Genomic DNA, 26243 nt, shown 5'->3' on the forward strand with positions numbered 1-26243 from the left:
GAGGCAATTACGCCTGCTTCAGCGACTGCATGTCGATGACGAAGCGGTATTTCACGTCGCTCTTCACCATCCGGTCATAAGCGGCGTCGATATCCTGGATGCGGATCATCTCGATATCGGCGGTCAGGCCATGTTCGCGGCAGAAATCGAGCATGTCCTGGGTCTCCTTGATCCCGCCGATCAACGATCCGGCAAGCGCGCGGCGTTTGAACACGAGATGGCCGACATCGGGCGCGGGATGCGGCGATTCGGGCACGCCGACCAGCGTCATCGTCCCGTCGCGCTTGAGCAGCGCGAGGAACGGGTTGAGATCGTGCGCGGCAGCAACGGTGTTGAGGATGAAGTCGAAGCTGTTGACATGGGCGGCCATCGCTTCCGAGTCCTTGGACACGATCAGGTCGGTCGCGCCGAGCCGCTTGGCATCGTCGCGCTTGCTGGGGGAGGTGCTGAACACATAGACCTCGGCCCCCATCGCGGCGGCGATCTTGACGCCCATATGGCCGAGCCCGCCCAGCCCAACCACGCCGACCTTCTGCCCCGGCCCGACTTTCCAGTGGTGCAGCGGCGAATAGGTGGTGATCCCGGCGCACAGCAACGGCGCGACGGCGGCGAGATCGGCCTCGTCATGCGTCACCTTCAGCACGAAATCCTGCTTCACCACGATATGGTCGGAATAGCCGCCCATGGTGTGGCCGCCCATCACCGGATCGGGCCCGTTATAGGTGCCGACAAAGCCGGTCGTCTCGCAATATTGCTCCTCGCCGTCGGTGCAGGACGGGCAGTGGCCGCAGCTGTCGACCATGCAGCCGACCCCGGCGATGTCGCCGACCGCGAATTTGGTGACGTTGCTGCCGACCGCAGTAACGCGACCGACGATCTCATGCCCCGGCACGCATGGGTATAGCGTGCCGCCCCATTCGCCGCGCACGGTGTGCAGGTCGGAATGGCAGACGCCGCAGAACAGGATGTCGATCGCTACGTCGTCGGGCTGAGGATCGCGGCGTTCGAACGAGAAGGGCGCGAGCGGCGCGTCGGCGGCATGCGCGGCAAAGGCGTGGGTGGTGGTGGTCATGCGAAATCCTTTCGCCGCCGCTACGCGCGGGCACGGAGCGGCTGTGCTTGGATGGTGGTGTGACTAGGCTGCGGTAACTCGCCCGTGATCGACATCGTTCCCGCCTGCGGTCGGGAAAGTTTCCGTCCACCAGCGCTCGACCTGCGTGCGCTCGGCCGCGCTCAGATGCAGCCCCAATTTGGTGCGGCGGAGCAGGACGTCGTCGGTGCTGCGCGCCCATTCGCGATCGTGCAGCCAGCGCGCCTCGAGCTCGGTCAAGCCCCCGCCGAGATCTGCTCCGAGCGCGGCTTCATTGTCGATGCCGTCGAGCATTTCTGCGAGGCGCGAGCCGTAAGCATGCGCCATGCGCTCCGACTGCGCATCGCCCAGAAAAGGCCACCGCGCGCGGACCTGGGCCAGGAACTGCGCGAAATCGGGAATCGCGCCGCCGGGAAACACTCGCGCCCGCGTCACCGGATGCGCGGTGAAGCCCATCGGGCCAGACAGTTTGCCCAACGCCTCTTCGGCGAGATGCCGTGCCGTCGTGATCTTGCCGCCGAAGATGGAGAGCAAGGTCGGGCCGTTGGTATCGAGCTCCAGCACGTAATCGCGCGTGACCGCTTTGGCTTCGCTCGCGCCATCGTCATAGAGCGGGCGCACGCCCGACCACGTCGAGGTGACGTCGGCGGGGCTGATCTGCCGGACGAAATGGCGGTTCACCGCCTCGCAGAGATAAGCGATTTCACCGGCGTCGATCTGCGCGTCTTCGGGGGCATCGACCGGAATGTCGGTGGTGCCGATCTCGGTAAAGGCCCCCTGATAGGGGATGGCGAAGACGATGCGGCCATCGGGCTGCTGCAGGATATAAGCGTGGTCGCCCTCATACAGGCGCGGCACGACGATGTGGCTGCCCTTGACCAGCCGCACGCCCGAGGCGGCGTTGACGCCGAGCCGCCCGAGCAACTGATGCACCCACGGCCCGGCGGCATTGACCAGCGCACGGGCGGTGACGGTGCGGCCATCGGACAGCGTCGCACGCCAGACATCGCCCTCGCGCCGCGCCGAATCGAGGGCGGTGCCAACCGCAATTTCGGCCCCGTTGGCGGCGGCATCGACGGCGTTGAGCACGGTCAGCCGCGAATCATCGACGAACGCGTCGGAATAGACGAAGCCCTTGCCCGCACCCTTGAGCGGCGCGGTGAAGGCGGTGTCGCTCCGCCGCAGCCCGCGCGAGCGCGCCAGCGTCATCTTGCCGCCCAGAAAATCATAGAGATAGAGGCCGAGCCGCACCATCCACCACGGCCGCAGCGTGTTTTCATGCGGCAGGACGAAGCGCAGTGGATGGATGATGTGCGGCGCGGCCTTCACCAGCCGCTCGCGCTCGCGCAGCGCCTCGGCGACGAGCTTGAACTCATAATATTCGAGATAGCGCAGGCCGCCATGGATCAGCTTGGTCGAGGCCGAGGAGGTGTGCGCGGCGAGATCGTCGCGTTCCACCAGGAGGACCTTGAGGCCAAGCAGGCTGGCTTCGCGCGCGATCGCACAGCCGTTGATACCGCCGCCGACGATGAGGAGATCGTATGTCACCGCTGTCCTGTATCGCACTCGTGCGGCGGATGCGACCATGTCTACACTATGGCGCGGGATAGACGCGGCTACTGTGCGGCGGATGCTCCTCGGCAAAGACGACGAGTCCGTCGTAAATGTCTGCCCAGCGCGCCGCACGATAGGTGTGATAGTCAGGCGCGGCGGGCGCGATGCCTCGGGCGCGCAAGGTTGCGCTGTTGAGATAGGCGGTCTGATGGTCGCCTGGCGATGCCAGTTCCAGCGCGTCTGGCGGCGGTGCCGGGACTGGTCGGTTTTCCTCGCGGCTCCAGCGATACGATCCGCCCCGCGCTGAAAAAGCGAGCGCGAAGGCGCGGCTCCCGTACGCTTGATGGAGGAGCGTTCCGAAGGTGGGGGCACCGTTCAGATCGGGTCGGATCGCCGGGCTCTTTGCGGCATGGAAGCTGTGCGTCCAAACGATGATACGGGTGCGTTTGGGCAGGTTGGCGGAAAAGCGAGCGAACGCGTAATACATCGCCCGATCCCGATCCTTCGCATAGTCCTCGGATGACAGGCGATCGCGCGCGAGTTGACGATCGATGCCGTCGAGCATTTGGATCCGCTCGGCGGTTTCTCCCTCGGCAAGGTTCTGCTTGGAGAGCGCGCTGCGCATATCCATGGCACATGCATCGATGCGGTTCTTAAAGTCTGGAGAATTTGGATGGTCATCATCAAAAGCGAGGTACGTGCGTCGATGGAAAGCCTCGACACAGGCCGTCCTGCGATCCACCGGGAACCCTTGGGTCAGCAGCGCCGCCATCGTCTCGTTCGCGAACGGCTGCTCAAAACCGCCCAATTGGTCGTCCATCCCGCCAAGCGTGATCCGGCCAGCCATCGCCTCGGTGTACAGGAAATGCGTCAGCGGCTTGATCTCGGCCTCGAACTTCCAGAGTCCGCCGATCGCGTTGCCGACCATCGCTTCGGTCGCCCGGCCATCGCGCCTCGCGCGGTTGAAACCCAGGAACTCGTAGAGGCTGCCCTCGAACACGACGGCGCGAAATCCGCATTGTGTGACCAGTCGTTCGACGAGCGCCACCTTGAAGGCTTCGGTATGCCCATCTGCGTGCGTGGCTTCCCCCAGAACCGCGACGTCGCGATGACAGAGATCTCGCATCACCGCATGCATTGCCGGTCGGTCGGTGCGCTCTACCGGCGCAAGTGCGGACGCAAACGCAGCGGGTATGACAGAGGGGACGAGCACGAGCAGCGTCACGAACGCCAGCATTGCCAAATGCGTCCGGCGCAGCCACCGCATCGCCATTCTCCCAAAGATGCGGAGAGGCTAGGGTCAGAGCGGGCGATTGTCGACAGGGCGCGCTGGTGCGCCGCTCACCGCGAGCGACTCAGTTGACCCCGCCCCCAAGGCGCTGTATGCGCACCTCCGCTTGACCGGGGCTTGCTCCGGGACAGTGCTTGAACATTGCTGGATGCATTCCAGGGCCCAGGGGGTGGTTTCACGCCCAATGGCCCTTTTTGTATTCCCCATTTTGTTCGGGGGGGCGTGATGGCTCCAGCAAAGTAACCAACAGTCAAGGTGAAGAGATTCAATGCCGACGATCAACCAGTTGGTCCGCAAGGGCCGCGATCCGCAGAAGGCCAAGTCCAAGGTCCCTGCCATGGAGCAGAACCCGCAGAAGCGTGGCGTTTGCACCCGCGTCTATACGACGACCCCGAAGAAGCCGAACTCCGCGCTGCGCAAGGTGGCCAAGGTCCGCCTGACCAACAGTCGCGAAGTCATCAGCTACATCCCCGGTGAGGGCCACAACCTGCAGGAGCACTCGGTCGTGCTGATCCGCGGCGGTCGCGTTCGCGATCTTCCCGGTGTGCGCTACCACGTTCTGCGCGGCGTGCTCGATACACAGGGTGTGAAGGATCGTCGCCAGTCGCGTTCCAAGTACGGCGCCAAGCGTCCGAAGTAAGCCGGTCGGCCTGCCAACCGACGCAAGTCGGACACTGGCTCGTTCCGATCCCAGATGGCTGAAGTTTAGAAGGAAGAATTGAAATGGCACGTCGTCGTCGCCCAGAAAAGCGTATCATCCTCCCCGATCCTAAGTACGGTGATGAGGTTCTCTCGAAGTTCATGAATTCGGTGATGCTTGACGGCAAGAAGTCCGTCGCGGAACTGATCGTGTACGGCGCGATGGAAACCGTCGAAGCCCGCGCGAAGAAGGATCCCGTCGCGGTGTTCCATGACGCGCTCACCAATGTGAAGCCCGGCATCGAAGTCCGCAGCCGCCGCGTCGGCGGTGCGACCTATCAGGTCCCGGTCGAAGTGCGCCCCGAGCGCGCCCAGGCCCTGGCGATCCGCTGGCTGATCGCCGCTGCGCGTGCGCGCAGCGAGAACACCATGTCGGCACGCCTGTCGGGCGAGCTGATGGATGCCGCCAATAACCGTGGCAATGCCGTCAAGAAGCGCGAAGATACGCACCGCATGGCCGAGGCCAACCGCGCCTTCTCGCATTACCGCTGGTAAGCTGGCGCTCGCTGCAATCGTAACCTATATCGTGGGGAGCCGGACCATCCGGCTCCCCACATCGCTAAGGAAGCACTGACATGGCCCGCAGCCATCCGCTCGAACGCTATCGCAACATCGGCATTATGGCGCACATCGACGCCGGTAAGACGACGACGACCGAGCGCATTCTTTATTACACCGGAAAGTCCTACAAGATCGGCGAAGTGCATGAAGGCACCGCGACGATGGACTGGATGGAGCAGGAGCAGGAGCGCGGGATCACGATCACGTCGGCTGCTACGACGTGCAAGTGGTGCGCCAGCGAAGGCAAGGGCGAAGAGCACCTGATCAACATCATCGACACCCCCGGACACGTCGACTTCACGATCGAAGTCGAGCGTTCGCTGCGCGTGCTCGATGGCGCGGTTGCCTGCTTCGACGGCGTTGCCGGCGTTGAGCCGCAGTCGGAAACCGTGTGGCGCCAGGCTGAAAAGTACAAAGTGCCGCGCATGTGCTTCGTCAACAAGCTCGACCGCACCGGCGCCGATTTCTATTTCTGCGTTCAGTCGATCATCGATCGTCTGGGCGCGCGTCCGGCCGTGCTGTATTTGCCGATCGGCATGGAAGGCGATTTCAAGGGCCTCGTCGACCTGGTCGAGAACCGCGCGATCATCTGGCTCGAAGAGAGCCTGGGCGCGAAGTTCACCTATACCGACATCCCGGCTGACCTCGCCGAGAAGGCCGCCAAGTATCGCAGCGACCTGATCGAAATGGCGGTCGAGCAGGACGACGCCCTGATGGAGGCGTATCTCGAGGGCAACGAGCCGAGCACGGCCGACCTCAAGAAGCTGATCCGCAAGGGGACGCTCAACTTCTCGTTCGTGCCGGTCGTTTGCGGTTCGGCGTTCAAGAACAAGGGCGTTCAGCCCCTGCTCGACGCCGTGGTCGACTATCTGCCGTCGCCGCTCGACGTTCCCGCCATTCAGGGCCTCAAGATCGACGGCGTGACCCCGGACGAGCGTCCTTCGTCGGACGAGGCACCGTTCTCGGCGCTGGCGTTCAAGATCATGAACGATCCGTTCGTCGGCACGCTGACCTTCGCGCGCATCTATTCGGGCAAGCTCGAAACCGCGTCGCAGGTCACGAACTCGGTCAAGGACAAGAAGGAAAAGGTCGGTCGCATGCTGCTGATGCATGCGAACGAGCGCGAGGACATCCAGGTGGCCTATGCTGGCGACATCGTCGCTCTCGCAGGTCTCAAGGACACGACGACCGGCGACACGCTGTGCGCGATGAACGCACCGATCATCCTCGAGCGGATGGAATTCCCCGAGCCCGTGATCGAGCTGTCGGTGGAGCCCAAGACCAAGGCGGACCAGGAAAAGATGGGCGTCGCGCTCAATCGTCTTGCTCGCGAAGATCCGTCGTTCCGCGTCTCGTCCGATTCGGAAAGCGGCCAGACCATCATCAAGGGCATGGGCGAGCTCCATCTCGAAATCCTGGTCGACCGCATGAAGCGCGAGTTCAAGGTCGAGGCCAATGTCGGCGCGCCGCAGGTGGCGTATCGCGAATATCTCGCGAAGCCGGTCGATATCGACTACACGCACAAGAAGCAGTCGGGCGGCACCGGTCAGTTCGGTCGCGTCAAGGTCAAGCTGACGCCGGGCGAGCGTGGTTCGGGCTTCGTCTTCAAGGACGAGATCAAGGGCGGTAACATTCCGAAGGAATATATTCCCGCGATCGAAAAGGGCTTCCGCGAGACGGCCGCTACGGGCTCGCTGGTCGGCTTCCCGATCATCGACTTCGAAGTGCTGCTCTATGACGGTGCGTATCACGACGTCGACTCGTCGGCTTTGGCGTTCGAAATCACCGCCCGTGCAGCGATGCGCGAAGCGGCGCAGAAGTCCGGCATCAAGCTGCTCGAGCCGATCATGAAGGTCGAAGTCATTACGCCTGAGGATTATCTGGGCGACGTGATCGGCGACATGAACAGCCGTCGTGGCCAGATCCAGGGCACCGATACGCGCGGCAACGCGCAGTCGGTGGACGCAATGGTCCCGCTGGCGAACATGTTCGGCTATGTGAACGCGCTGCGCTCGTTCACGCAGGGCCGTGCGAACTACTCGATGCAGTTCTCGCATTACGAAGAAGTGCCTGCCAACGTTGCCGACGAAGTGAAGGCGAAGCTGGCCTAAGACGCTAAACCTCGCGTCGGTGATCGGCGCTAGGGCTGGCGTAACCTGAAAACTACCGCTATGGGGCCCCCTTCGCGTGGCGCTGTGGCGAACCGAAAACGATCAATAAGGTAGGAAAAATGGCAAAAGCAAAGTTCGAGCGGACCAAGCCGCACCTCAACATCGGCACGATCGGCCACGTCGATCACGGCAAGACCTCGCTCACGGCTGCGATCACCAAGGTGCTCGCGGAAACCGGCGGCGCGACGTTCACCAGCTATGCCAACATCGACAAGGCTCCCGAAGAGCGCGAGCGCGGCATCACCATCTCGACCGCACACGTCGAGTATGAGACGCTGGCACGCCACTATGCGCACGTCGATTGCCCGGGCCACGCTGACTATGTGAAGAACATGATCACCGGTGCGGCACAGATGGACGGCGCGATCCTCGTCGTTTCGGCGACCGACGGCCCGATGCCGCAGACCCGCGAGCACATCCTGCTCGCCCGCCAGGTCGGCGTGCCGACGATGGTCGTGTTCATGAACAAGGTCGATCTGGTCGACGACGCCGAGATCCTCGAGCTCGTCGAGCTGGAAATCCGCGAATTGCTCTCGTCGTATGATTTCGACGGCGACAACATCCCGGTCATCCAGGGTTCGGCCGTTGCCGCGCTTAACGACGTCACGCCTGAGATCGGCCATGACGCCGTGCTCAAGCTGATGGAAGCTGTCGATACCTACCTGCCGCAGCCCGAGCGTCCGCTCGACAAGCCGTTCATGATGCCGATCGAAGACGTGTTCTCGATCTCGGGTCGTGGTACGGTTGTGACCGGCCGCGTCGAGACCGGCGTCGTTAAGGTTGGTGAAGAAGTCGAGATCGTCGGCATCAACGACACCCGCAAGACCACCGTCACCGGCGTTGAAATGTTCCGCAAGCTGCTCGACCAGGGCCAGGCAGGCGACAACATCGGCGCGCTGATCCGCGGCGTTGGCCGTGAAGAAGTTGAGCGTGGCCAGGTGCTCTGCAAGCCCGGCTCGATCAAGCCGCACACCGACTTCCAGTCGGAAGTGTACGTGCTGTCGAAGGACGAAGGTGGCCGTCACACGCCGTTCTTCGCCAACTATCGTCCGCAGTTCTACTTCCGCACCACGGACGTCACCGGCACCGTCGAGCTGCCTGAGGGCACCGAAATGGTCATGCCTGGCGACAACATCGCGCTCGGCGTCAAGCTGATCGCACCGATCGCTATGGACGTTGGTCAGCGCTTCACGATCCGCGAAGGCGGCCGTACCGTTGGTTCGGGCATCGTCAGCGGCATCTCGAAGTAAGCTGCTAAAAGAAAAGTTGCCGCCTGCGCCTCAAACGAGGCGTGGGCGGTTGCTTTTTTGTGGAGGCCCCTGTAGTGGCCCGCCTCCAGTTTTGGTTTTGAACAGCAAGAGCCCCGCTACGGGGCCCGCTCTTTCGCATCGGTAGGGACTATGGACAGCAATATCCGCATCCGCCTCAAGGCGTTCGATCATCGCGTGCTCGATCAGGCGACCGGCGACATCGCCGACACCGCGCGCCGCACCGGCGCTCTCATCCGTGGTCCCATTCCGTTGCCGACGCGCATCGAGAAGTTCACCGTGAACCGCGGTCCGCACATCGACAAGAAGTCGCGCGAGCAGTTCGAAGTCCGCACCTACAAGCGCATGCTCGACATCGTGCAGCCGACCCCGCAGACGGTCGACGCGCTTATGAAGCTCGACCTCGCCGCAGGCGTTGACGTCGAGATCAAGCTGGCCTAAAGGCCGCTCTTCCGAGAGATTCGGCCCCGGATTCGGGGCCAAATAGACGGGATACCGCCGGGCTTGCCCGGGTCTGCGTCCCCCGACACGCTCCACCGCCGACGCGGGGAGCACCAGCCCGGGTCGGGGCCGCAGTATAAAATAAAGTTTGGGCTGAGTACGCACCCTTCGGAATGGTCCGAGGGGTGCCTCTGCATTGAATGGAGCATTGATCATGCGCACTGGCGTGATCGCGAAAAAGATGGGGATGACCCGCTGGTTCCAGGACGATGGGCGCCATGTGCCCGTGACCGTTCTGGCGCTGGAAAATCTGCAGGTTGTGGCCGTTCGCGAGGCCGATCGTGATGGGTATGTCGCAGTCCAGCTGGGCGCGGGTACCGCAAAAGCAAAGAACGTTGCCAAGCCGCAGCGTGGCCATTTCGGCAAGGCCGAAGTTGAGCCCAAGGCGAAGCTCGCCGAATTCCGCGTGAGCGAAGATGCGCTGCTCGAAGTCGGCGCGACCATCTCGGCCGACCATTATGTCGCTGGCCAGATCGTCGATATCCAGGGCGTGACCCAGGGTAAGGGCTTCCAGGGCGGTATGAAGCGTTGGGGCTTCGGCGGTCTGCGCGCAACGCACGGCGTTTCGGTCTCGCACCGTTCGCTGGGTTCGACCGGTCAGCGCCAGGATCCGGGCAAGGTCTTCAAGAACAAGAAGATGGCCGGGCACATGGGCGACAAGAACCGCACCCAGCAAAATCTCGAAATCGTTTCGACCGACGTCGAGCGTGGCCTCATCTTCGTCAAGGGTTCGGTCCCTGGCTCGAAGGGTGGCTGGCTGCTCGTCAAGGATTCGGTGAAGGTCGCGCGCCACGCCGATGCGCCGTATCCCGCCGGCCTGAAGCAGGTCGCCAACAACAACGACACCGCTCCCGCCGAGACGCCTGATGACGTCGCGACCGTGGACGCGACCGACGGCCAGGAGGGCTGAACATGAAGGTCAAGGTTCAATCCTTCGCCGACACCGTAGGCGCAGACATCGAGCTCAACGACGAGGTCTTCGGCCTCGATCCGCGCGCCGACATCCTGCACCGCGTTGTCACCTGGCAGCTCGAAAAGCGTCGCGCGACCGCAAGCGGCACGCGTGAGCGCGCTGACGTTGCTCGCACCGGCAAGAAGTTCGGTCGCCAGAAGGGCGGCGGTACGGCTCGTCACGGCGATCGCCGCGCTCCGATCTTCGTCGGTGGTGGTAAGGCGCACGGTCAGCGGACCCGCGACTTCAACCCCGGCCTGAACAAGAAGGTTCGCGCGCTCGGTCTGAAGATGGCGCTGTCGAGCCACGCTCAGGCGGGCACGCTGGTTGTCATGGACAGCCTGACGGTCGCCGAGAGCAAGACCAAGACGCTGATCGCGGACTGGGCAAAGCTCGGCACGGGCAAGACCGCGCTCGTCATTGACGGCGCAGCGGTCGAGACAAGCTTCGCGCTGGCAGCGGGCAACCTGCACACGATCAACGTGATGCCGGCCGCCGGTGCCAACGTCTATGACATCCTTAAGCACGACACGCTGGTCCTGACCCGCGCTGCCGTCGAAATGCTGGAGGCGCGCTTCAATGGCTAAGCAGAAAGCCGCGATCGACGCGCGTCATTATGACGTGATCGTCGCACCGCACATCACCGAAAAGGCCACTTTGCTCAGCGAGCATAACGCGGTCGTCTTCAAGGTCACCAACGACGCGACCAAGCCGCAGATCAAGGCTGCAGTCGAGGCGCTGTTCGACGTGACCGTCCTGGGCGTGAACACGATCGTCCAGAAGGGCAAGACCAAGAAGTGGAAGGGCGCGCCCTACACCCGCTCCGACATCAAGAAGGCGATCGTGACGTTGAAGGACGGCCAGTCCATCGACGTGACGACGGGGATCTGATCCGATGGCATTGAAGCATTATAATCCGACCAGCCCGGCACGACGCGGACTCATCCTCGTCGACCGTTCCGGCCTGCACAAGGGCGGCCCCGTCAAGGCGCTGACCGAAGGCAAGCGCAAGACCGGTGGGCGCAACAACAAGGGCCATGTGACCTCGCGCGGCATCGCCGGCGGCCACAAGCAGCGCTACCGCATCATCGACTTCAAGCGCCGTAACTGGGGCGTCGATGGCGTGGTCGAGCGGATCGAATATGATCCCAACCGCACCGCCTTCATCGCGCTGATCAACTATGGTCAGACCGCCGATGGCAAGGAAAACGTTGCGTACATCATTGCGCCGCAGCGCCTCGCCGTTGGCGACAAGGTGATCGCGGACAAGAAGACCGACGTGAAGCCGGGCAACGCGATGGAACTGGGCCAGATGCCGGTTGGCACGATCGTCCACAACGTCGAGATGAAGCCGGGCAAGGGCGGTCAGCTCGCACGGTCGGCAGGCACCTATGTGCAGGTCGTCGGTCGCGACAAGGGCATGGTCATGGTCCGCCTCAACTCGGGCGAGCAGCGTTACATCCACGCCAATTGCATGGCGACGGTTGGCGCGGTTTCGAACCCCGACAACGGCAACACCAACCTCGCCAAGGCGGGTCGCAATCGCTGGTTGGGCATCCGCCCGCTGACGCGCGGCGTCGCCAAGAACCCGGTCGACCATCCGCACGGCGGTGGTGAAGGCCGGACCTCGGGCGGCCGTCATCCGGTTACCCCGTGGGGCAAGCCGACCAAGGGTGCGCGCACCCGTCATAACAAGGCGACGGACAAGATGATTATCCGCAGCCGTCACGCCAAGAAGAAGGGCTAAACGATGGCTCGTTCCGTCTGGAAGGGTCCGTTCGTGGACCTTCACCTGCTGAAGAAGGCAGAAACCGCGCAGGAAACCAACGCGCGTGGTGCGATCAAGACCTGGTCGCGCCGCTCGACGATCCTGCCGCAGTTCGTTGGCCTGACCTTCAGCGTCTATAACGGCCGCAAGTTCGTGCCGGTTTCTGTCAACGAGGACATGGTGGGCATGAAGCTCGGCGAGTTCGCGCCGACGCGCTATTTCCCTGGCCATGCCGCGGACAAGAAGGGCAAGCGCTAATGGCTAAGGCAAAAGCTCCCCGCCGCGTGGCGGATAACGAGGCGCTGTCGGTCGGCACGCAGATCCGTGGTTCCGCGCAGAAGCTCGGCCTCGTCGCGGCGTTGATCCGCGGCAAGAAGGTCGGCGATGCGATGAACATCCTGCAGTTCTCGACCAAGGGCATGGCGGTTGACGCGCGCAAGGTGCTGGCATCCGCCATCGCCAACGCCGAGAACAACCACAATCTCGACGTCGACTCGCTCGTCGTCGCAGAGGCTTCGGTTGGTAAGTCGATCGTGATGAAGCGCTTCGCGACCCGCGGTCGTGGCAAGTCGACGCGCATCCTCAAGCCGTTCAGCCGTCTGCGCATCGTCGTGCGCGAGCAGGAAGAAGCATAATGGGTCAGAAATCGAACCCGATCGGTCTGCGCCTGCAGATCAACCGCACCTGGGATAGCCGCTGGTATGCCGAGGGCGCCGATTACGGTCGTCTTCTGCTCGAAGATCTCAAGATGCGTGCGTACATCCTGAAGACGCTGCCGCAGGCTGCGATCTCCAAGGTGGTCATCGATCGTCCGGCCAAGCTGTGCCGCGTTTCGATCTTCGCTGCCCGTCCCGGTGTCATCATCGGCAAGAAGGGTGCGGACATCGAAAAGCTGCGCCGTACGCTCGGCAAGATGACGACGTCCGACGTCAGCCTGAACATCGTCGAAATCCGCAAGCCGGAAGTCGACAGCAAGCTGGTTGCACAGGGCATCGCCGATCAGCTCGAGCGTCGTATCGCCTTCCGCCGCGCCATGAAGCGTGCGGTGCAGTCGGCGATGCGTCTGGGCGCCGAGGGCATCCGGATCAACTGCGGTGGCCGTCTTGGCGGCGCCGAGATCGCACGGTCGGAATGGTATCGCGAAGGTCGCGTGCCGCTCCACACGCTGCGCGCGAACGTTGATTACGCTGAAGCGACTGCACACACCGCCTACGGCGTGTGCGGCGTGAAGGTCTGGATCTTCAAGGGCGAAATCCTGGGTCATGACCCGATGGCGACCGACCGGCTGATGATGGAAGCACAGACTTCCGGCGTCCGGCCTGATCCGCGCCGCTAAGGAATAGATCATGCTGCAACCGAAAAAGACCAAGTTCCGCAAGGCCTTCAAGGGCCGCATCCATGGCGACGCCAAGGGTGGCACCACGCTCAACTTCGGGTCGTACGGCCTGAAGGCGATGGAGCCGGATCGTCTCACCGCACGCCAGATCGAGGCGGCTCGCCGCGCGATCACGCGTCACATCAAGCGCCAGGGCCGTTTGTGGATCCGCGTTTTCCCGGACGTTCCCGTCTCGGGCAAGCCCGCTGAAGTCCGCATGGGTAAGGGCAAGGGTTCGCCGGAATATTGGGCAGCCCGCGTCAAGCCCGGCCGTATCCTGTTCGAACTGGACGGCGTTCCGGGCGACATCGCGGCAATGGCGTTCAGCCGTGCAGCGATGAAGCTGCCGATCAAGGTGAAGGTCGTTGCCCGTCTCGGCGACACCTCGCATCTGGGAGTTGCATAACATGGCGAAGATCGACACGCGTCGCTCCGACCTCAAGGCGAAGACCGAGGACCAGCTGGGCGAAGAGCTCGGCAACCTGAAGCGCGAGGCGTTCAACCTCCGTTTCCAGGCCGCGACCAACCAGCTCGAAAAGCCGAGCCGGGTCAAGGAAGTCCGTCGCGACATCGCTCGCATCAAGACCCTGCAGTCCGCGCGTTCGCGCGACACTGCGGCAAAGTAAGGATTTAGACATGCCAAAGCGCGTGCTGACGGGGCTGATCGTCTCCGACAAGGGCGACAAGACGGTGGTCGTGAACGTGGAGCGTAAGGTCAAGCACGCGCTCTATGGCAAGATCATCCGCCGTACGAAGAAGTATCATGCCCATGACGAGGGCAATGAGTTCAAGCAGGGCGAGACCGTGCGGATCGAAGAGACCGCGCCGATTTCCAAGCTGAAGACCTGGAAGGTGATCGATCGGGTCAACACCCACGCGACGCCTGACCGGGTCGACGTCGACGCATAAGAGCGTCGGAAATTTCCCCGTTCACCCTGAGATTGTCGAAGGGTGGGTTCCGCAAGCGACCGGGTCGCAAGCGGGGAAGGGGCTTCGACAGGCTCAGCCCGAACGGGTTGGCTTGATAGTTAGAGGCGGGGTCCGGTCGGTATCGGCCCCAGATGAGAAGGAAGCGGATCTATGATCCAGATGCAATCCAATCTCGAGGTCGCTGACAATAGCGGCGCGAAGCGGGTTATGTGCATCAAGGTGCTTGGCGGGTCCAAGCGTCGTGTTGCAGGCGTTGGCGACATCATCGTCGTCAGCGTGAAGGAGGCCGCACCGCGCGGCCGCGTGAAGAAGGGCGACGTGCACCGTGCCGTCATCGTGCGTACGGCGAAGGACATTCGCCGCGCCGACGGGTCGGTGATCCGCTTCGATTCGAACGCAGCCGTGCTGGTCAACAAGAACGAGGAGCCGATCGGCACCCGTATCTTTGGCCCAGTGGTGCGCGAACTGCGCGGCAAGAAGCACATGAAGATCATCAGTCTCGCGCCGGAGGTGCTGTAATGGCGACCGCAAAGATCAAGAAGGGCGACCGCGTCATCGTTCTGTCCGGCAAGGACAAGGGCAAGACCGGTGAAGTCACGCTGGCACTTCCGAAGGACGGCAAGGTCGTCGTTTCGGGCGTCAACGTTGCCGTTCGCCACGTAAAGCCGAGCCAGGGTGACCCGCAGGGTGGCCTGAAGCGCGCCGAAGCGCCGCTGCACGTCTCCAAGGTCGCCCACGTGACCGCCGACGGCAAGCCCACGCGCGTTCGTTTCGAGACCCAGGACGGCAAGAAAGTCCGTGTTGCGGTCAAGACCGGAGACAAGATCGATGGCTGATGCAGCTTACAAGCCCCGGATGAAGGGCATCTATGACGACAAGATCGTCAAGGCGATGACCGAGAAGTTCGGCTACAAGAACGCCATGGAAGTTCCGCGCATCGACAAGATCGTGCTGAACATGGGCGTTGGCGAAGCCACGCAGGACAAGAAGAAGGTCGACCAGGCCTTTGGCGAAATGGAATTGATCGCAGGGCAGAAGCCCGTCGTGACCAAGGCCAAGAAGTCGATCGCACAGTTCAAGCTGCGCGAAGGCATGCCGATCGGCGTGAAGGTTACCCTTCGCCGTGAGCGCATGTACGAATTCCTGGACCGTTTCATCACGATCGCGCTTCCCCGCGTTCGCGATTTCCGCGGGCTCAACCCCAAGTCGTTCGACGGACGCGGCAACTATGCCTGCGGCCTGAAGGAGCAGCTGGTGTTCCCGGAAATCAGCTATGACCGGATCGACAAGATCCGCGGCCTGGACGTGATCGTGGCAACCACGGCGAAGACCGACGAGGAAGCGCGCGAGCTGCTCCGTCTGTTCGGTTTCCCGTTCCCGATCGAAGACGCTGACACCGAAAAGAAGGCGGCATAAGATGGCGAAGGTAAGTTCTGTCAACAAGAACGAGCGTCGCAAGATGCTGGTCAAGAAGTATGCGCCCAAGTACGCGGCGCTGAAGGCGATCGCTGCCGACACGTCGCTCAGCGACGGCGAGCGGATCGAAGCCCGTCTCAAGATGGCCGAGATCCCCCGCAACGGCAACCCGACGCGCATCCGCAACCGCTGCGAGCTGACCGGTCGTCCGCGCGCATATTATCGCAAGTTCCGCCTCTGCCGTATTCAGCTGCGCGATCTGGCCAACAAGGGCCTGATCCCGGGCGTTACGAAGTCGAGCTGGTAAGGATCAACAGATGGCATTGACCGATCCCCTGGGTGATATGCTCACCCGCATCCGCAACGGCCAGCGCGCGCGCAAGGACTCCGTCCTGACGCCGGGCTCCAAGCTGCGGGCCCGCGTGCTCGACGTGCTCCAGCGCGAGGGCTACATTCGTGGCTACACCGAAGAGCAGATGGGCCCTGCGGCCGGCATCCGCATCGAGCTGAAGTATTTCGAGGGCCAGCCTGCGATCAAGCACGTCGCGCGCGTGTCCAAGCCTGGCCGTCGCGTCTATTCGGCTTCGACCGAACTGCCGCGCGTCATGAACGGCCTTGGCATCACGATCGTCTCCACGCCACGCGGCGTTCTGTCCGACGCCGAAGCGCGCGAACAGAATGTCGGCGGCGAAGTCCTCGCGGAGGTGTTCTGATGAGCCGCATCGGTAAAAAGCCGGTCACGATCCCGAGCGGCGTGACCGCGACGATCGAAGGCCAGCAGCTCAGCGTGAAGGGGCCCAAGGGCACCCTCGCCATGCCGCTGCGCGAAGAGATCAGCTATGTGCTTGAAGATGGCGGCATCGCCGTCAACCCGGCCAATGAGACCAAGCGCGCGCGCGCGTTCTGGGGCATGCAGCGTACGCTGGTGCAGAACCTCATCACCGGCGTGTCGGACGGCTTCACCAAGAAGCTGCTGATCAACGGCGTGGGCTACCGCGCTGCGGTTCAGGGCAAGACGCTGAACCTCAAGCTCGGCTACAGCCACGACGTCAACATCGACGTGCCGGAAGGGATCGAAGTCAAGACCCCGGACAACACGACGGTCGAGATTTCGGGTTCCGACAAGCAGAAGGTCGGCCAGCTGGCCGCTGAAATCCGTCGCTGGCGCAAGCCCGAGCCGTATAAGGGCAAGGGCATCAAGTACGACGGCGAGTTCATCTTCCGCAAGGAAGGGAAGAAGAAGTAATGTCGACCAAGGGTATGTCTCTCTTCGAGAAGCGGCGCCGCCGCAACCGCACCGCGCTCCGTGCGCGTGGATCGGGCCGTCCGCGGCTGTCGATCCATCGCTCGGGCCGCCACATCTATGCGCAGATCATCGACGACGCGCGGGGCGTGACGATCGCAGCTGCTTCGACGCTGGAAAAGGACGTGCGCGACACGTCCGGTGCCAACATCGACGCAGCAGTGGCCGTCGGCACCCGCATCGCCGAGGCCAGCAAGGCAGCGGGCGTGACGCAGGTCGTGTTCGATCGCGGTGGCTTCCTGTTCCACGGTCGCGTCAAGGCGTTGGCGACTGCCGCGCGTGAAGCCGGATTGGAGTTCTAATTATGGCTGACGACAACATTCCAACCGAAGCTACGGCAGCTCCCGAAGGTGCAGCCGCTCCCGACGCCCGCGGTCCCCGCGGCGGTCGTGGTCGCGGTGGCCCCGGCGGCGGTGGCCAGAATCGTGGCGGCCGTGACAACCGTGGCGGCCGCGACAATCGCGGTCGTGGCGGCCCCGGTGCCGATGATGGCGGCGAAGAGCTGATCGAGAAGCTGGTCCACATCAACCGCGTCTCGAAGACGGTCAAGGGCGGTAAGCGCTTCGGCTTCGCAGCTCTGGTCGTCGTGGGCGACGGCAAGGGCCGTGTCGGCTTCGGTCATGGCAAGGCACGCGAAGTGCCGGAAGCCATTTCCAAGGCGACGGCTGCTGCCAAGAAGGCAATGGTCCGCGTTCCGCTGAAGGAAGGCCGCACGCTGCATCATGACGGTAACGGTCACTTCGGTGCCGGTCTCGTCACGCTGCGTTCGGCACCGCAGGGAACGGGCATCATCGCCGGTGGCCCGATGCGCGCCGTGTTCGAATCGCTCGGCGTTGCCGACGTGGTGACCAAGTCGGTCGGCACCTCCAACCCGTACAACATGATCCGTGCGACCTTCGAGGCGCTGACCAGCCAGGTGAGCCCGAAGTCGGTTGCGCAGCGTCGTGGCAAGAAGATCGCCGATCTGCTCGGTCGTGGTGGTGCGGAAGCGCCCCAGGCTGAAGCCGAAGCGATCGTGGAGTAAAGACCCATGGCAACCATCAAGATCACGCAGACCGGTTCGCCGATCCGCCGCGAGAAGGACCAGCGCGCAACACTGATCGGTCTCGGCCTCAACAAGATGCACCGCACGCGCGAGCTGCAGGACACGCCCGAAGTTCGTGGCATGATCCGCAAGGTCGCGCACATGGTGAAGATCGAGGCGTAAGCTAATCTCCCTCTCCCCACAGGAGAGAGGGAGAAGAAGTAGACAAATCCGGGGCAGGGGGCTAACGGCCCCCTTCCTCATTTATCCAGCGCGTCAAAAGCGAAAGCGAGTGCACACATGAAACTTAATGATATCCGTGACAACGCCGGTGCGCGTAAGTCGAAAATGCGTGTCGGCCGTGGTATCGGTTCCGGCAAGGGCAAGACCGCAGGCCGCGGCCAGAAGGGCCAGAAGAGCCGCGAGGGCGTTTCCATCGCCGGTTTCGAAGGCGGCCAGATGCCGCTGCACATGCGGTTGCCGAAGCGTGGCTTCAACAACATCTTCGCCAAGGATTATGCTGAGGTGAACCTCGGCGCGATCCAGGTCGCGGTTGACGCGGGCAAGATCGAAGCCGGTGCGAGCCTCGACCATGACGCGCTGAAGGCCGCTGGCCTGGCACGCGGTGGCAAGGACGGCGTCCGTCTGCTCGGCAAGGGCGAACTGACCACCAAGCTGTCGTTCACGGTTGCCGGCGCGTCCAAGGGCGCGATCGAAGCGGTCGAGAAGGCCGGTGGTTCGGTCGACGTGATCCACGTCGTTCCTGCCGCTGAAAAGGCTGCCGCCAAGAAGGGCGTCAAGTATCGCGAGCGCAAGGCGCACAAGGAATCGTTTAAGGCTTGAGCCTTGCGCCGAGCCTTTGCTCGGCGACCTTCCTCTCCACCGTCACCCCGGGCTTGTCCCGGGGTCCACCGTGCCGCAGGTCCTGCTGCCGAGGGTTTCAGACGACGGTGGACCCCGGGACAAGCCCGGGGTGACGAGTCATTTCGGGGCAGCGGACAGCAACCCATTAGACAAGCCCGCTTGGGCCCCTATATGAGCGGCGGGGCGGTAAAACGTTTCCCGCCCTTTTTGTTTCCGCCGCTACTGCATCCAGGACGATAGACGCACATGGCATCCGCAGCCGACCAGATGGCTTCCAGCATCAGCCTGTCGAAATTCGCACAGGCGACCGACCTCAAGAAGCGGCTGTGGTTTACCATCGGCGCTTTGATCGTTTTCCGCCTGCTCAGCTATGTGCCGCTGCCGGGGATCGATCCGACTGCGCTGACCGAACTGGCCAGCCGTACCAGCGGTGGCGTGCTCGATTTCTTCAACGCGTTCTCGGGCGGTTCGCTCAAGCGCGCCAGCTTGATCGCTTTGGGCGTCACACCCTACATCACCGCCTCGATCGTAGTGCAGCTCGCGACCTCGCTGTCGCCGACGCTCGCCGCGATCAAGAAGGAAGGCGAGAGCGGGCGCAAGCGGCTCAACCAATATACGCGCTACGGCACCGTCGCGCTGACCATCATCCAGGGCTATTTCCTGACGCTCGGCTTTGAGAGCCAGGGCGTCGTCGTGAACCCCGGCCCGATGTTCATCATCGGCTCGATTGTCAGCCTAGTCGGCGGCACCATGTTCCTGATGTGGATCGGTGAGCAGATCACCAGCCGCGGCATCGGCAACGGCATGTCGCTGATCATCATGGCCGGTATCGTCGCGAACTTGCCGACGACGCTCTACACGCTGGCCGAGGGCGGCCGCGCGGGCAACCTCGATGGGTTCAAGATCCTCGGCATCATCGTCGCGGTGGCGGGCCTGATCCTGTTCATCTGCTTCATGGAGCGCGCACAGCGCCGCATCCTGATCCAATACCCGAAGCGCCAAACGCAGCGCGGCATGCAGGCCGATCGCAGCCATTTGCCGCTCAAGATCAACACGGCAGGCGTGATCCCGCCGATTTTCGCCTCGTCGCTGCTGCTGATGCCGCTGACGGTGATGCAGCTTGCGGGCAAACAGCCGACGGGCGGCAAGGAAACCTGGTGGGGCGATGTCGTCATCGGGCTCAACCAATATCTGCAGCATGGGTCGCTGGTGTACATGCTGCTCTACGGCGCGGGCATCGTCTTCTTCTCGTTCTTCTACACCGCCGTGGTGTTCAACCCGGAAGAGACCGCCGACAATCTCAAGCGCTATGGCGGCTTCATCCCCGGCATCCGCCCGGGCAAGAACACCGAGGCGTATTTCGACTATGTGCTGACGCGTATCACCGTGATCGGTGCCGGGTATCTGGCGATCATCTGCCTGTTGCCGGAATATCTGGTGTCGGCGCTGTCGATTCCCTTCTACCTTGGTGGCACTAGCTTGCTGATCGTGGTCAACGTAACAATGGATACGGTGACGCAGATTCAGAGCCATTTGCTTGCGCATCAATATGGCGATCTGATCAAGAAGGCGAAGCTGAAGGGCGGGCGTCTCCGCTAAAAGCGGAACGCGAGTCGCCACGGCGATTGGGGAGAGCGTATTGAACATCATCCTGTTGGGGCCGCCGGGAGCCGGCAAGGGCACCCAGGCCAGCCATCTCGAGGCGGATCGCGGTATGATCCAGCTTTCGACCGGCGACATGCTGCGCGCGGCGCGCAAGGCGGACACGCCGCTCGGCCATCAAGTCGCGGCAGTGATGGATTCGGGCGCGCTCGTGTCCGACGAGATCGTTTCCGCGTTGATCGATGACAAGCTGGGCACGCTCTCGCCCGAGCAAGGCACGATCTTCGACGGATATCCTCGGACCGCGGCCCAGGTCGAATCGCTCGATGCGATCCTTGCCCAGCATGGCCGCAAGCTCGACACCGTGATCGAACTCGACGTGAACGAGGATGCGCTCGTTGCACGCATTGTCGGTCGCTATACCTGCGCCACCTGTGGTGCGGGCTATCATGACAGCTTCAAGCAGCCGAAGGTCGCAGGAACCTGCGACGTATGCGGCGGGCATGAGTTCAAGCGCCGGCCCGACGACAATGAGGAAACCGTGCGCACCCGCATGGCCGAATATCGCGCCAAGACCGAGCCGATTATCCCGATCTACCAGGCGCGCGGGCTGCTCGCGCGGGTGGATGGCATGGGCGACATTGGCGACGTGACGCGTGCGATCGAGGCGATCCTCGACGCGCGCTGACCGTTTGGCACAAAAGATAATGCGGGCTCACGCTGGCGGCGCGTGAGGTGGTTCTCAGTCGAATGACATTTTCGTCACCTCAGTGTCATCGCGTTGGATGCGCGATCGGCGCATGAAGGTGGCAGGCCATGCACGCTGGCCGGAAATGTATTCACGAGATCGACACTCGCACTCCCGGGAGTGTCGTTGGCCGGCGGAAGGCATGCTTTCCGTCGGCCTCATTTCATTCTAGGCACGAGGAAACCGCCCGGAATGCCGCCTGTGACCCGCAAGATTCTGATCGTCGAGGACGATAGCTCCACCTCCGCCTATCTCGCAAAAGGCTTGAGCGAGGCTGGCTTTGCGGTCGAATCCTGCTCCGATGGCCGCGACGGGTTGTTTCTGGCGAGCGAAGGCATTTTCGATCTCATCATCGCCGACCGCATGTTGCCGGGGCTGAACGGTATTGCGATGCTCGGCGCGATTCGTGCGGCCGGGGTACGCACGCCGACCTTGATTCTCTCGGCGCTGGGAACGGTCGACGACCGGATCGACGGACTGAATGCCGGTGCCGATGATTATCTGGTGAAGCCGTTTTCCTTTGCCGAACTGACCGCGCGCATCGATGCGATCTTCCGCCGCGTCGATCGCGGCGTAGGGGAGGGGCAGGCGACGCGATTGTCGGTCGGCGATCTGGAGATCGACTTGCTCGCACGCACCGTCGCACGCGCGGGGCGGCCAATTCAGCTTGGCGCGCGCGAATTCAATCTCCTCGAATATCTCGCGCGCCATGCCGGGCAGGTTGTCACGCGCACGATGATGTTGGAGAAGATCTGGAACTATCATTTCGATCCCGGATCGAACGTGGTCGATGTGCATATCGGGCGGTTGCGTCGCAAGCTCGAGGAGGGCTTCGCCGCGCCGATCCTGCACACCGTGCGTGGGGCCGGGTATCGGCTCTCGGTCGAGCCATAGCCATTTCCCTGTCGTCCCGCCTGTCGGTAACCGCGCGTATTGCGCTGCTGGCGATCCTGCTGGGACTGACGTCCAACGTCGTACTGGTCGCGTTCGTGTGGAAGCTCGTCCGCGACGAGGCGATTGACGAGTTGCGACGCGATACCGTCGAGCAATCGGAGGGGCTGGCGGCGATTTATCGCGCGGGCGGCCTGGCTGCGCTGGCGCGTACCATCGATGAGGGGCGCGCAACCGGGGATCGCTCGCGCATCGTCACGGTAATCGCCGCCGACGGGCGACGCGTCGCCGGCCTCGGCCCGGCGATCGTCGGCAGCGGCGCACTGGCACCGACGGTGTTCCGCATCGGCCGTATGGGGGATTCGAGTCCGTGGCTGGAACGCGAGGCCGGTTATGCGGTGCGCCAGATTGGCCCGTATCGCTTGGTCAGCGGGCGCTTGCTCGATGACTGGGAGCAGGAGCAGCGCGGGATCGAACGCGCGCTCGCCGCAGCGATGCTCCTGTCGCTGGCGCTTGGCATTGGCGGTGGCCTGATCGTCACGCGCTATGTCGGGCGGCGGCTCGACCGGGTTGCCGACGTGATCGAGGGGGTGGCCAGCGGCGACCTGTCGCGGCGCGTGGTGAACAGTGCCGCCGGACACGCGGGTGGCGGGGATGCCTTCGACCGGCTGGCGACGCGGCTCAATGCGATGCTCGACAAGACCGAAAGGCTGATGACCGAATTGCGCATCGTGACCGATGGCCTGGCGCATGACTTGCGCTCTCCGCTCGCCAGGTTGCGGGCAAAGGCCGAGGTCGCCGTGTTGCAGGCCGATCCGGCGCAGCGCGAGGCGGCGATGGGCGGGCTGCTGATCGAGACCGATCTGGTGATGCGGATACTGTCGACGATGATCGAAATCACGCGCGCCGAATCGGTCCCGCGCGATCGCCTTGCGCCGATCGACCCGGCCGCGTTGATGGAAGAGATTGTCGACCTCTACGGGCCGGTGGTCGAGGATGCCGGGATGCGGTTCGAGGTCGCGATCGACGCGCATCCGCCGCACATTGTGCTCCACCGCGAGTTGATGACCCAAGCGATTGCCAATTTGATCGACAATGCGCTGCGCCATGCCGCACAGGGCGAAGAGATTCAGCTCGGGCTGGTGATCGGCCCGGACGAGGCGCGCTTTCAGGTTGCCGATCGCGGCCCAGGCATTGCCGAGGCTGACCGTGCGCAGGCGCTGCGGCGGTTCGGGCGGCTGGATGTCGCGCGCAGCGTGCCGGGGGCGGGGCTCGGCATGGCGCTGGTCGAGGCGGTCGCGCGCTTGCATGGCGGGCGTCTGGAACTGGGCGACCACGCGCCCGGCCTGATCGTGGCGATCGTCATCCCACTGACGGCGTGATCGGGCGCTTGACAGCAGGTGAGTCGGGTCTTAACGCACTTCCATTCCGAAACACCGGTCTCCGGCGGCGCATGTTTGCGCTCGCCGGTGTCGTGCGTTACGGTAGGCAACGCGATGAGATGGGGTCCGCAGCCATGCGCACCCTGTGGAGCAGGAGAACAAGTTCATGGCACGTATCGCCGGGGTCAACATCCCGACCAACAAGCGCGTTGTTATTGCGCTCACCTACATTCACGGCATTGGCGACACCAAGGCCAAGGAAATCGTCACCAAGCTCGGCATCCCGCTGACCGCGCGCGTGCAGGACCTGACCGACCAGGAAGTCCTCCACATCCGCGAGACCATCGACGCCGACTATACCGTCGAGGGTGATCTTCGTCGCCAGGTTGCGATGAACATCAAGCGCCTGATGGATCTGGCCTGCTATCGCGGCCTGCGTCATCGCAAGGGCCTGCCGGTTCGTGGCCAGCGCACGCATACCAATGCGCGCACTCGCAAGGGCAAGGCCAAGCCGATCGCCGGTAAGAAGAAGTGAGCTTGAGCCGCGGGTGACCGCGGCTCGCTCCTCGACGAAGGATTAGGGACAGACAATGGCACGTGAACCACAGCGCATTAAGCGCCGCGAACGCAAGAACATCACCTCGGGCGTTGCCCATGTGAACGCAAGCTTCAACAACACGATGATCACGATCACCGATGCCCAGGGCAACGCGATCAGCTGGTCGTCGGCAGGGGCGATGGGCTTCAAGGGCTCGCGCAAGTCGACGCCGTACGCCGCGCAGGTCGCAGCGGAAGACGCCGGCAAAAAGGCCGCCGAACATGGCGTCCGCACGCTCGAAGTCGAAGTGAAGGGCCCCGGTTCGGGCCGTGAGTCGGCGCTGCGCGCATTGCAGGCCGTCGGCTTCCAGATCACTTCGATCCGCGACGTGACCTCGATCCCGCACAACGGCGTCCGCCCGTCCAAGCGCCGTCGCGTCTGACTTCGTCTCGACCGTGCGCGGTTGATCGCGCTGCACGGTTCGATTCATATATGGCCGGGATTGCCCCATTCCGGCCCAAAACCAAGGGATAGCCTATGTCCGTCAATGCAAAGAACTGGCAGGAATTGAAGAAGCCGTCCGGCCTCGAAAAGAAGCCCGGCGGAGACGGCAAGCGCAAGGCGACCTTCATCGCCGAGCCGCTGGAGCGTGGCTTCGGCCTGACGCTGGGCAACGCGCTGCGTCGCGTGCTGCTGTCCTCGCTGCAGGGTGCGGCCGTCACCTCGATCAAGATCGAGAACGTTCTGCATGAATTCTCCTCGCTCGCGGGCGTTCGCGAGGACGTAACCGACATCGTGCTGAACGTGAAGCAAATCGCGCTGCGCATGCAGGGCGAGGGACCGAAGCGGCTTCAGCTTTCGGCAACGGGCCCTGGCCCGGTCAAGGCGGGCGACATTGCGGTTTCGGGCGACATCGAAGTGATGAACCCGCAGCTGGTGCTGTGCCACCTCGACGATGGCGCGACGCTGAACATGGAACTGACCGCCGATGTCGGTAAGGGCTATGTCGCAGCGGTTGCCAACCGTCCGGCCGATGCGCCGATCGGCCTGATCCCGGTCGATGCGCTGTATTCGCCGGTCAAGCAGGTCAGCTACAAGGTCGAGAACACCCGCGTCGGGCAGGAACTCGACTATGACAAGCTGACGCTGACGGTCGAGACCGACGGCACGATCACCCCTGAGGACGCGGTCGGCTATGCCGGTCGCATTCTGCAGGACCAGCTCGCTTTGTTCGTGCACTTCGACGATTCGTCGGTCACGCGCGCAGCCCCGATCGGCCATGCTGCTCCGGCTGCGACCGGTGGCGAAGTCGCTGGCGACACGCAGCAGATCAACCGCTACCTGCTCAAGAAGGTCGACGAGCTCGAACTGTCGGTCCGCTCGGCCAACTGTCTCAAGAACGACAACATCATCTATATCGGCGATCTGGTCCAGAAGACCGAAGCCGAGATGCTGCGCACGCCGAACTTCGGCCGCAAGTCGCTCAACGAGATCAAGGAAGTGCTCTCCTCGATGGGGCTGCGCCTCGGCATGGAAATCCCGGGCTGGCCGCCTGAGAACATCGAAGAGATGGCCAAGAAGCTTGAACAAGAGATTATGGGCTAAGGCACGTCGCCCCGGCGCAGGCCGGGGCCGCCCCGCGCAAGTGCGGAGCGAGTGCCCCATAACCAAACGGCCCCGGCCCTAGCCGGGGTGACGGTCATTTCGGTGGGCGAACCGTCTCCACCTGGTCTGGGGTTCCGTCAAACGGCCCCTTAACGAACGAAGGAAGATACCATGCGTCATCGCGTAGGCGGTCGTAAACTGCAGCGTACCTCGGCACATCGCATTGCGTTGTTCCGCAACATGTCCGCTGCCCTCATCAAGCACGAGCAGATCACCACCACCGTCGCCAAGGCGAAGGAACTGCGTCCTTACGTCGAGAAGCTGATCACGCTGGCGAAGAAGGGTGGCCTGTCCAACCGTCGCCTTGCGCACGCCCGGCTGCTTGACGATGCGCAGCTGGTCAAGCTGTTCGACGTTCTGGCATCGCGCTATGCCGATCGCAACGGCGGCTACACCCGCATCATCAAGGCCGGCATCCGCCTGTCGGACGCATCGCCGATGGCGATCATCGAATTCGTCGACCGCGACGTCAGCGCCAAGGGCCAGGATTCGGGTCCGGTGCTGAACGACGGCGAGTATGACGAGGCGGCATGAGCTTAGCGTAGCTAAGCACCGCTTTTCGCCTCGTCCGGCCGACGGCGCATAAAGCGCCGTTCGACGGCGTGGCTTCGCCACGACGCGGATGTAGCGGGTGATGCGATCAAGAGATT

The 26243-nt window shown here is 63.3% G+C and carries 36 protein-coding genes; 33 read left to right on the forward strand and 3 right to left on the reverse strand.

The features are described 5' to 3' along the window. Positions 1-7: 7 nt before the first annotated feature. The 3 genes from EJC47_RS09415 to EJC47_RS09425 form a co-directional block, all read right to left on the reverse strand. Entirely contained in the window at positions 8-1072 is a 1065-nt protein-coding gene (locus EJC47_RS09415) for an NAD(P)-dependent alcohol dehydrogenase (RefSeq protein WP_126847109.1), read from the reverse strand. 63 nt (positions 1073-1135) lie between these two features. Continuing rightward, positions 1136-2638, reverse strand: coding sequence for a glycerol-3-phosphate dehydrogenase (glpD, locus tag EJC47_RS09420; RefSeq protein ID WP_126847111.1), 1503 nt, complete (start codon positions 2636-2638; stop codon positions 1136-1138). A 46-nt stretch (positions 2639-2684) separates the two neighbouring features. After that, on the reverse strand, positions 2685-3911 hold the full coding sequence (locus EJC47_RS09425) for an erythromycin esterase family protein (RefSeq protein WP_185867623.1): 1227 nt from the start codon (positions 3909-3911) through the stop codon (positions 2685-2687). 292 nt (positions 3912-4203) lie between these two features. On the opposite strand from EJC47_RS09425, the gene rpsL reads away from it, so the two are divergent. The 33 genes from rpsL to rplQ all read left to right on the forward strand — a co-directional run bounded on the left by rpsL (position 4204) and on the right by rplQ (position 26127). Then, positions 4204-4575: a 30S ribosomal protein S12 gene (gene rpsL, locus EJC47_RS09430; RefSeq protein WP_010185487.1), complete on the forward strand. Its 372-nt coding sequence runs from the start codon at positions 4204-4206 to the stop codon at positions 4573-4575. 83 nt (positions 4576-4658) lie between these two features. After that, positions 4659-5129, forward strand: a complete 471-nt coding sequence (rpsG, locus tag EJC47_RS09435) for a 30S ribosomal protein S7 (protein WP_010403744.1) — start codon at positions 4659-4661, stop codon at positions 5127-5129. Between the two features lie 80 nt (positions 5130-5209). Then, complete coding sequence (fusA, locus tag EJC47_RS09440; protein WP_126847116.1) at positions 5210-7306, forward strand: elongation factor G; 2097 nt, start codon at positions 5210-5212, stop codon at positions 7304-7306. 119 nt (positions 7307-7425) lie between these two features. Beyond that, positions 7426-8616: an elongation factor Tu gene (gene tuf, locus EJC47_RS09445; protein WP_126847118.1), complete on the forward strand. Its 1191-nt coding sequence runs from the start codon at positions 7426-7428 to the stop codon at positions 8614-8616. A gap of 150 nt (positions 8617-8766) precedes the next feature. Next, positions 8767-9075 carry a 30S ribosomal protein S10 gene (rpsJ, locus tag EJC47_RS09450; protein WP_007406109.1) on the forward strand — a complete coding sequence of 103 codons (309 nt, stop codon included), beginning with the start codon at positions 8767-8769 and terminating at the stop codon, positions 9073-9075. A 214-nt stretch (positions 9076-9289) separates the two neighbouring features. Beyond that, entirely contained in the window at positions 9290-10045 is a 756-nt protein-coding gene (gene rplC, locus EJC47_RS09455; protein ID WP_126847120.1) for a 50S ribosomal protein L3, read from the forward strand. Between the two features lie 2 nt (positions 10046-10047). After that, complete coding sequence (rplD, locus tag EJC47_RS09460) at positions 10048-10674, forward strand: 50S ribosomal protein L4 (RefSeq protein ID WP_126847122.1); 627 nt, start codon at positions 10048-10050, stop codon at positions 10672-10674. Further along, positions 10667-10978, forward strand: a complete 312-nt coding sequence (locus EJC47_RS09465; protein WP_010403734.1) for a 50S ribosomal protein L23 — start codon at positions 10667-10669, stop codon at positions 10976-10978. Before rplD ends, EJC47_RS09465 begins: the two co-directional genes overlap by 8 nt. Before the next feature lie 4 nt (positions 10979-10982). Then, positions 10983-11834 (forward strand): 50S ribosomal protein L2, encoded by an 852-nt coding sequence (rplB, locus tag EJC47_RS09470; RefSeq protein WP_010403733.1) that lies wholly within the window; start codon positions 10983-10985, stop codon positions 11832-11834. A 3-nt stretch (positions 11835-11837) separates the two neighbouring features. After that, positions 11838-12113: a 30S ribosomal protein S19 gene (gene rpsS, locus EJC47_RS09475; RefSeq protein ID WP_010164582.1), complete on the forward strand. Its 276-nt coding sequence runs from the start codon at positions 11838-11840 to the stop codon at positions 12111-12113. Next, entirely contained in the window at positions 12113-12490 is a 378-nt protein-coding gene (rplV, locus tag EJC47_RS09480) for a 50S ribosomal protein L22 (RefSeq protein WP_010403732.1), read from the forward strand. Before rpsS ends, rplV begins: the two co-directional genes overlap by 1 nt. Next, positions 12490-13191, forward strand: coding sequence for a 30S ribosomal protein S3 (gene rpsC / locus EJC47_RS09485; RefSeq protein WP_010403730.1), 702 nt, complete (start codon positions 12490-12492; stop codon positions 13189-13191). The genes rplV and rpsC overlap by 1 nt, the downstream gene beginning before the upstream one ends. Positions 13192-13201: 10 nt before the next feature. Further along, positions 13202-13636 carry a 50S ribosomal protein L16 gene (gene rplP / locus EJC47_RS09490; protein WP_010164579.1) on the forward strand — a complete coding sequence of 145 codons (435 nt, stop codon included), beginning with the start codon at positions 13202-13204 and terminating at the stop codon, positions 13634-13636. 1 nt (position 13637) lies between these two features. Further along, positions 13638-13856 carry a 50S ribosomal protein L29 gene (gene rpmC / locus EJC47_RS09495; RefSeq protein WP_010403727.1) on the forward strand — a complete coding sequence of 73 codons (219 nt, stop codon included), beginning with the start codon at positions 13638-13640 and terminating at the stop codon, positions 13854-13856. 10 nt (positions 13857-13866) lie between these two features. Beyond that, positions 13867-14139 (forward strand): 30S ribosomal protein S17, encoded by a 273-nt coding sequence (rpsQ, locus tag EJC47_RS09500; RefSeq protein ID WP_010403725.1) that lies wholly within the window; start codon positions 13867-13869, stop codon positions 14137-14139. A gap of 171 nt (positions 14140-14310) precedes the next feature. After that, on the forward strand, positions 14311-14679 hold the full coding sequence (rplN, locus tag EJC47_RS09505) for a 50S ribosomal protein L14 (RefSeq protein WP_010403723.1): 369 nt from the start codon (positions 14311-14313) through the stop codon (positions 14677-14679). Next, entirely contained in the window at positions 14679-14996 is a 318-nt protein-coding gene (rplX, locus tag EJC47_RS09510) for a 50S ribosomal protein L24 (protein WP_033964933.1), read from the forward strand. The genes rplN and rplX overlap by 1 nt, the downstream gene beginning before the upstream one ends. Further along, positions 14989-15576 (forward strand): 50S ribosomal protein L5, encoded by a 588-nt coding sequence (rplE, locus tag EJC47_RS09515; protein WP_010403719.1) that lies wholly within the window; start codon positions 14989-14991, stop codon positions 15574-15576. The genes rplX and rplE overlap by 8 nt, the downstream gene beginning before the upstream one ends. A 1-nt stretch (position 15577) precedes the next feature. Further along, a complete protein-coding gene (gene rpsN, locus EJC47_RS09520) occupies positions 15578-15883 on the forward strand; it encodes a 30S ribosomal protein S14 (RefSeq protein WP_010403717.1) in 306 nt (101 codons plus the stop codon). A gap of 10 nt (positions 15884-15893) precedes the next feature. After that, complete coding sequence (rpsH, locus tag EJC47_RS09525) at positions 15894-16289, forward strand: 30S ribosomal protein S8 (RefSeq protein WP_033964930.1); 396 nt, start codon at positions 15894-15896, stop codon at positions 16287-16289. After that, on the forward strand, positions 16289-16822 hold the full coding sequence (gene rplF / locus EJC47_RS09530) for a 50S ribosomal protein L6 (RefSeq protein ID WP_010403714.1): 534 nt from the start codon (positions 16289-16291) through the stop codon (positions 16820-16822). Before rpsH ends, rplF begins: the two co-directional genes overlap by 1 nt. Further along, complete coding sequence (gene rplR / locus EJC47_RS09535; RefSeq protein WP_126847124.1) at positions 16822-17181, forward strand: 50S ribosomal protein L18; 360 nt, start codon at positions 16822-16824, stop codon at positions 17179-17181. Before rplF ends, rplR begins: the two co-directional genes overlap by 1 nt. Positions 17182-17183: 2 nt before the next feature. Beyond that, positions 17184-17903: a 30S ribosomal protein S5 gene (gene rpsE / locus EJC47_RS09540; protein ID WP_010403712.1), complete on the forward strand. Its 720-nt coding sequence runs from the start codon at positions 17184-17186 to the stop codon at positions 17901-17903. 6 nt (positions 17904-17909) lie between these two features. Then, positions 17910-18086, forward strand: coding sequence for a 50S ribosomal protein L30 (rpmD, locus tag EJC47_RS09545; RefSeq protein WP_010403711.1), 177 nt, complete (start codon positions 17910-17912; stop codon positions 18084-18086). Positions 18087-18203: 117 nt separating this feature from the next. Next, on the forward strand, positions 18204-18746 hold the full coding sequence (gene rplO, locus EJC47_RS09550) for a 50S ribosomal protein L15 (RefSeq protein ID WP_033964928.1): 543 nt from the start codon (positions 18204-18206) through the stop codon (positions 18744-18746). Positions 18747-19013: 267 nt separating this feature from the next. Further along, positions 19014-20366 carry a preprotein translocase subunit SecY gene (secY, locus tag EJC47_RS09555; RefSeq protein ID WP_033964927.1) on the forward strand — a complete coding sequence of 451 codons (1353 nt, stop codon included), beginning with the start codon at positions 19014-19016 and terminating at the stop codon, positions 20364-20366. Positions 20367-20406: 40 nt separating this feature from the next. After that, on the forward strand, positions 20407-21057 hold the full coding sequence (locus EJC47_RS09560) for an adenylate kinase (RefSeq protein ID WP_126847126.1): 651 nt from the start codon (positions 20407-20409) through the stop codon (positions 21055-21057). Between the two features lie 261 nt (positions 21058-21318). Beyond that, positions 21319-22011, forward strand: a complete 693-nt coding sequence (locus EJC47_RS09565; RefSeq protein WP_126847128.1) for a response regulator transcription factor — start codon at positions 21319-21321, stop codon at positions 22009-22011. Between the two features lie 95 nt (positions 22012-22106). Further along, complete coding sequence (locus EJC47_RS09570; RefSeq protein WP_260591530.1) at positions 22107-23390, forward strand: HAMP domain-containing sensor histidine kinase; 1284 nt, start codon at positions 22107-22109, stop codon at positions 23388-23390. A gap of 166 nt (positions 23391-23556) precedes the next feature. After that, positions 23557-23925 carry a 30S ribosomal protein S13 gene (rpsM, locus tag EJC47_RS09575; RefSeq protein WP_033964976.1) on the forward strand — a complete coding sequence of 123 codons (369 nt, stop codon included), beginning with the start codon at positions 23557-23559 and terminating at the stop codon, positions 23923-23925. 55 nt (positions 23926-23980) lie between these two features. Beyond that, positions 23981-24370 (forward strand): 30S ribosomal protein S11, encoded by a 390-nt coding sequence (gene rpsK, locus EJC47_RS09580; RefSeq protein ID WP_010164557.1) that lies wholly within the window; start codon positions 23981-23983, stop codon positions 24368-24370. Positions 24371-24465: 95 nt separating this feature from the next. After that, positions 24466-25533, forward strand: coding sequence for a DNA-directed RNA polymerase subunit alpha (locus EJC47_RS09585; protein WP_033964923.1), 1068 nt, complete (start codon positions 24466-24468; stop codon positions 25531-25533). A 171-nt stretch (positions 25534-25704) separates the two neighbouring features. After that, complete coding sequence (gene rplQ, locus EJC47_RS09590; RefSeq protein WP_126847133.1) at positions 25705-26127, forward strand: 50S ribosomal protein L17; 423 nt, start codon at positions 25705-25707, stop codon at positions 26125-26127. Positions 26128-26243 lie beyond the last annotated feature (116 nt).

Source organism: Sphingomonas sp. TF3, from assembly GCF_003985085.1.
Lineage (GTDB): Bacteria > Pseudomonadota > Alphaproteobacteria > Sphingomonadales > Sphingomonadaceae > Sphingomonas.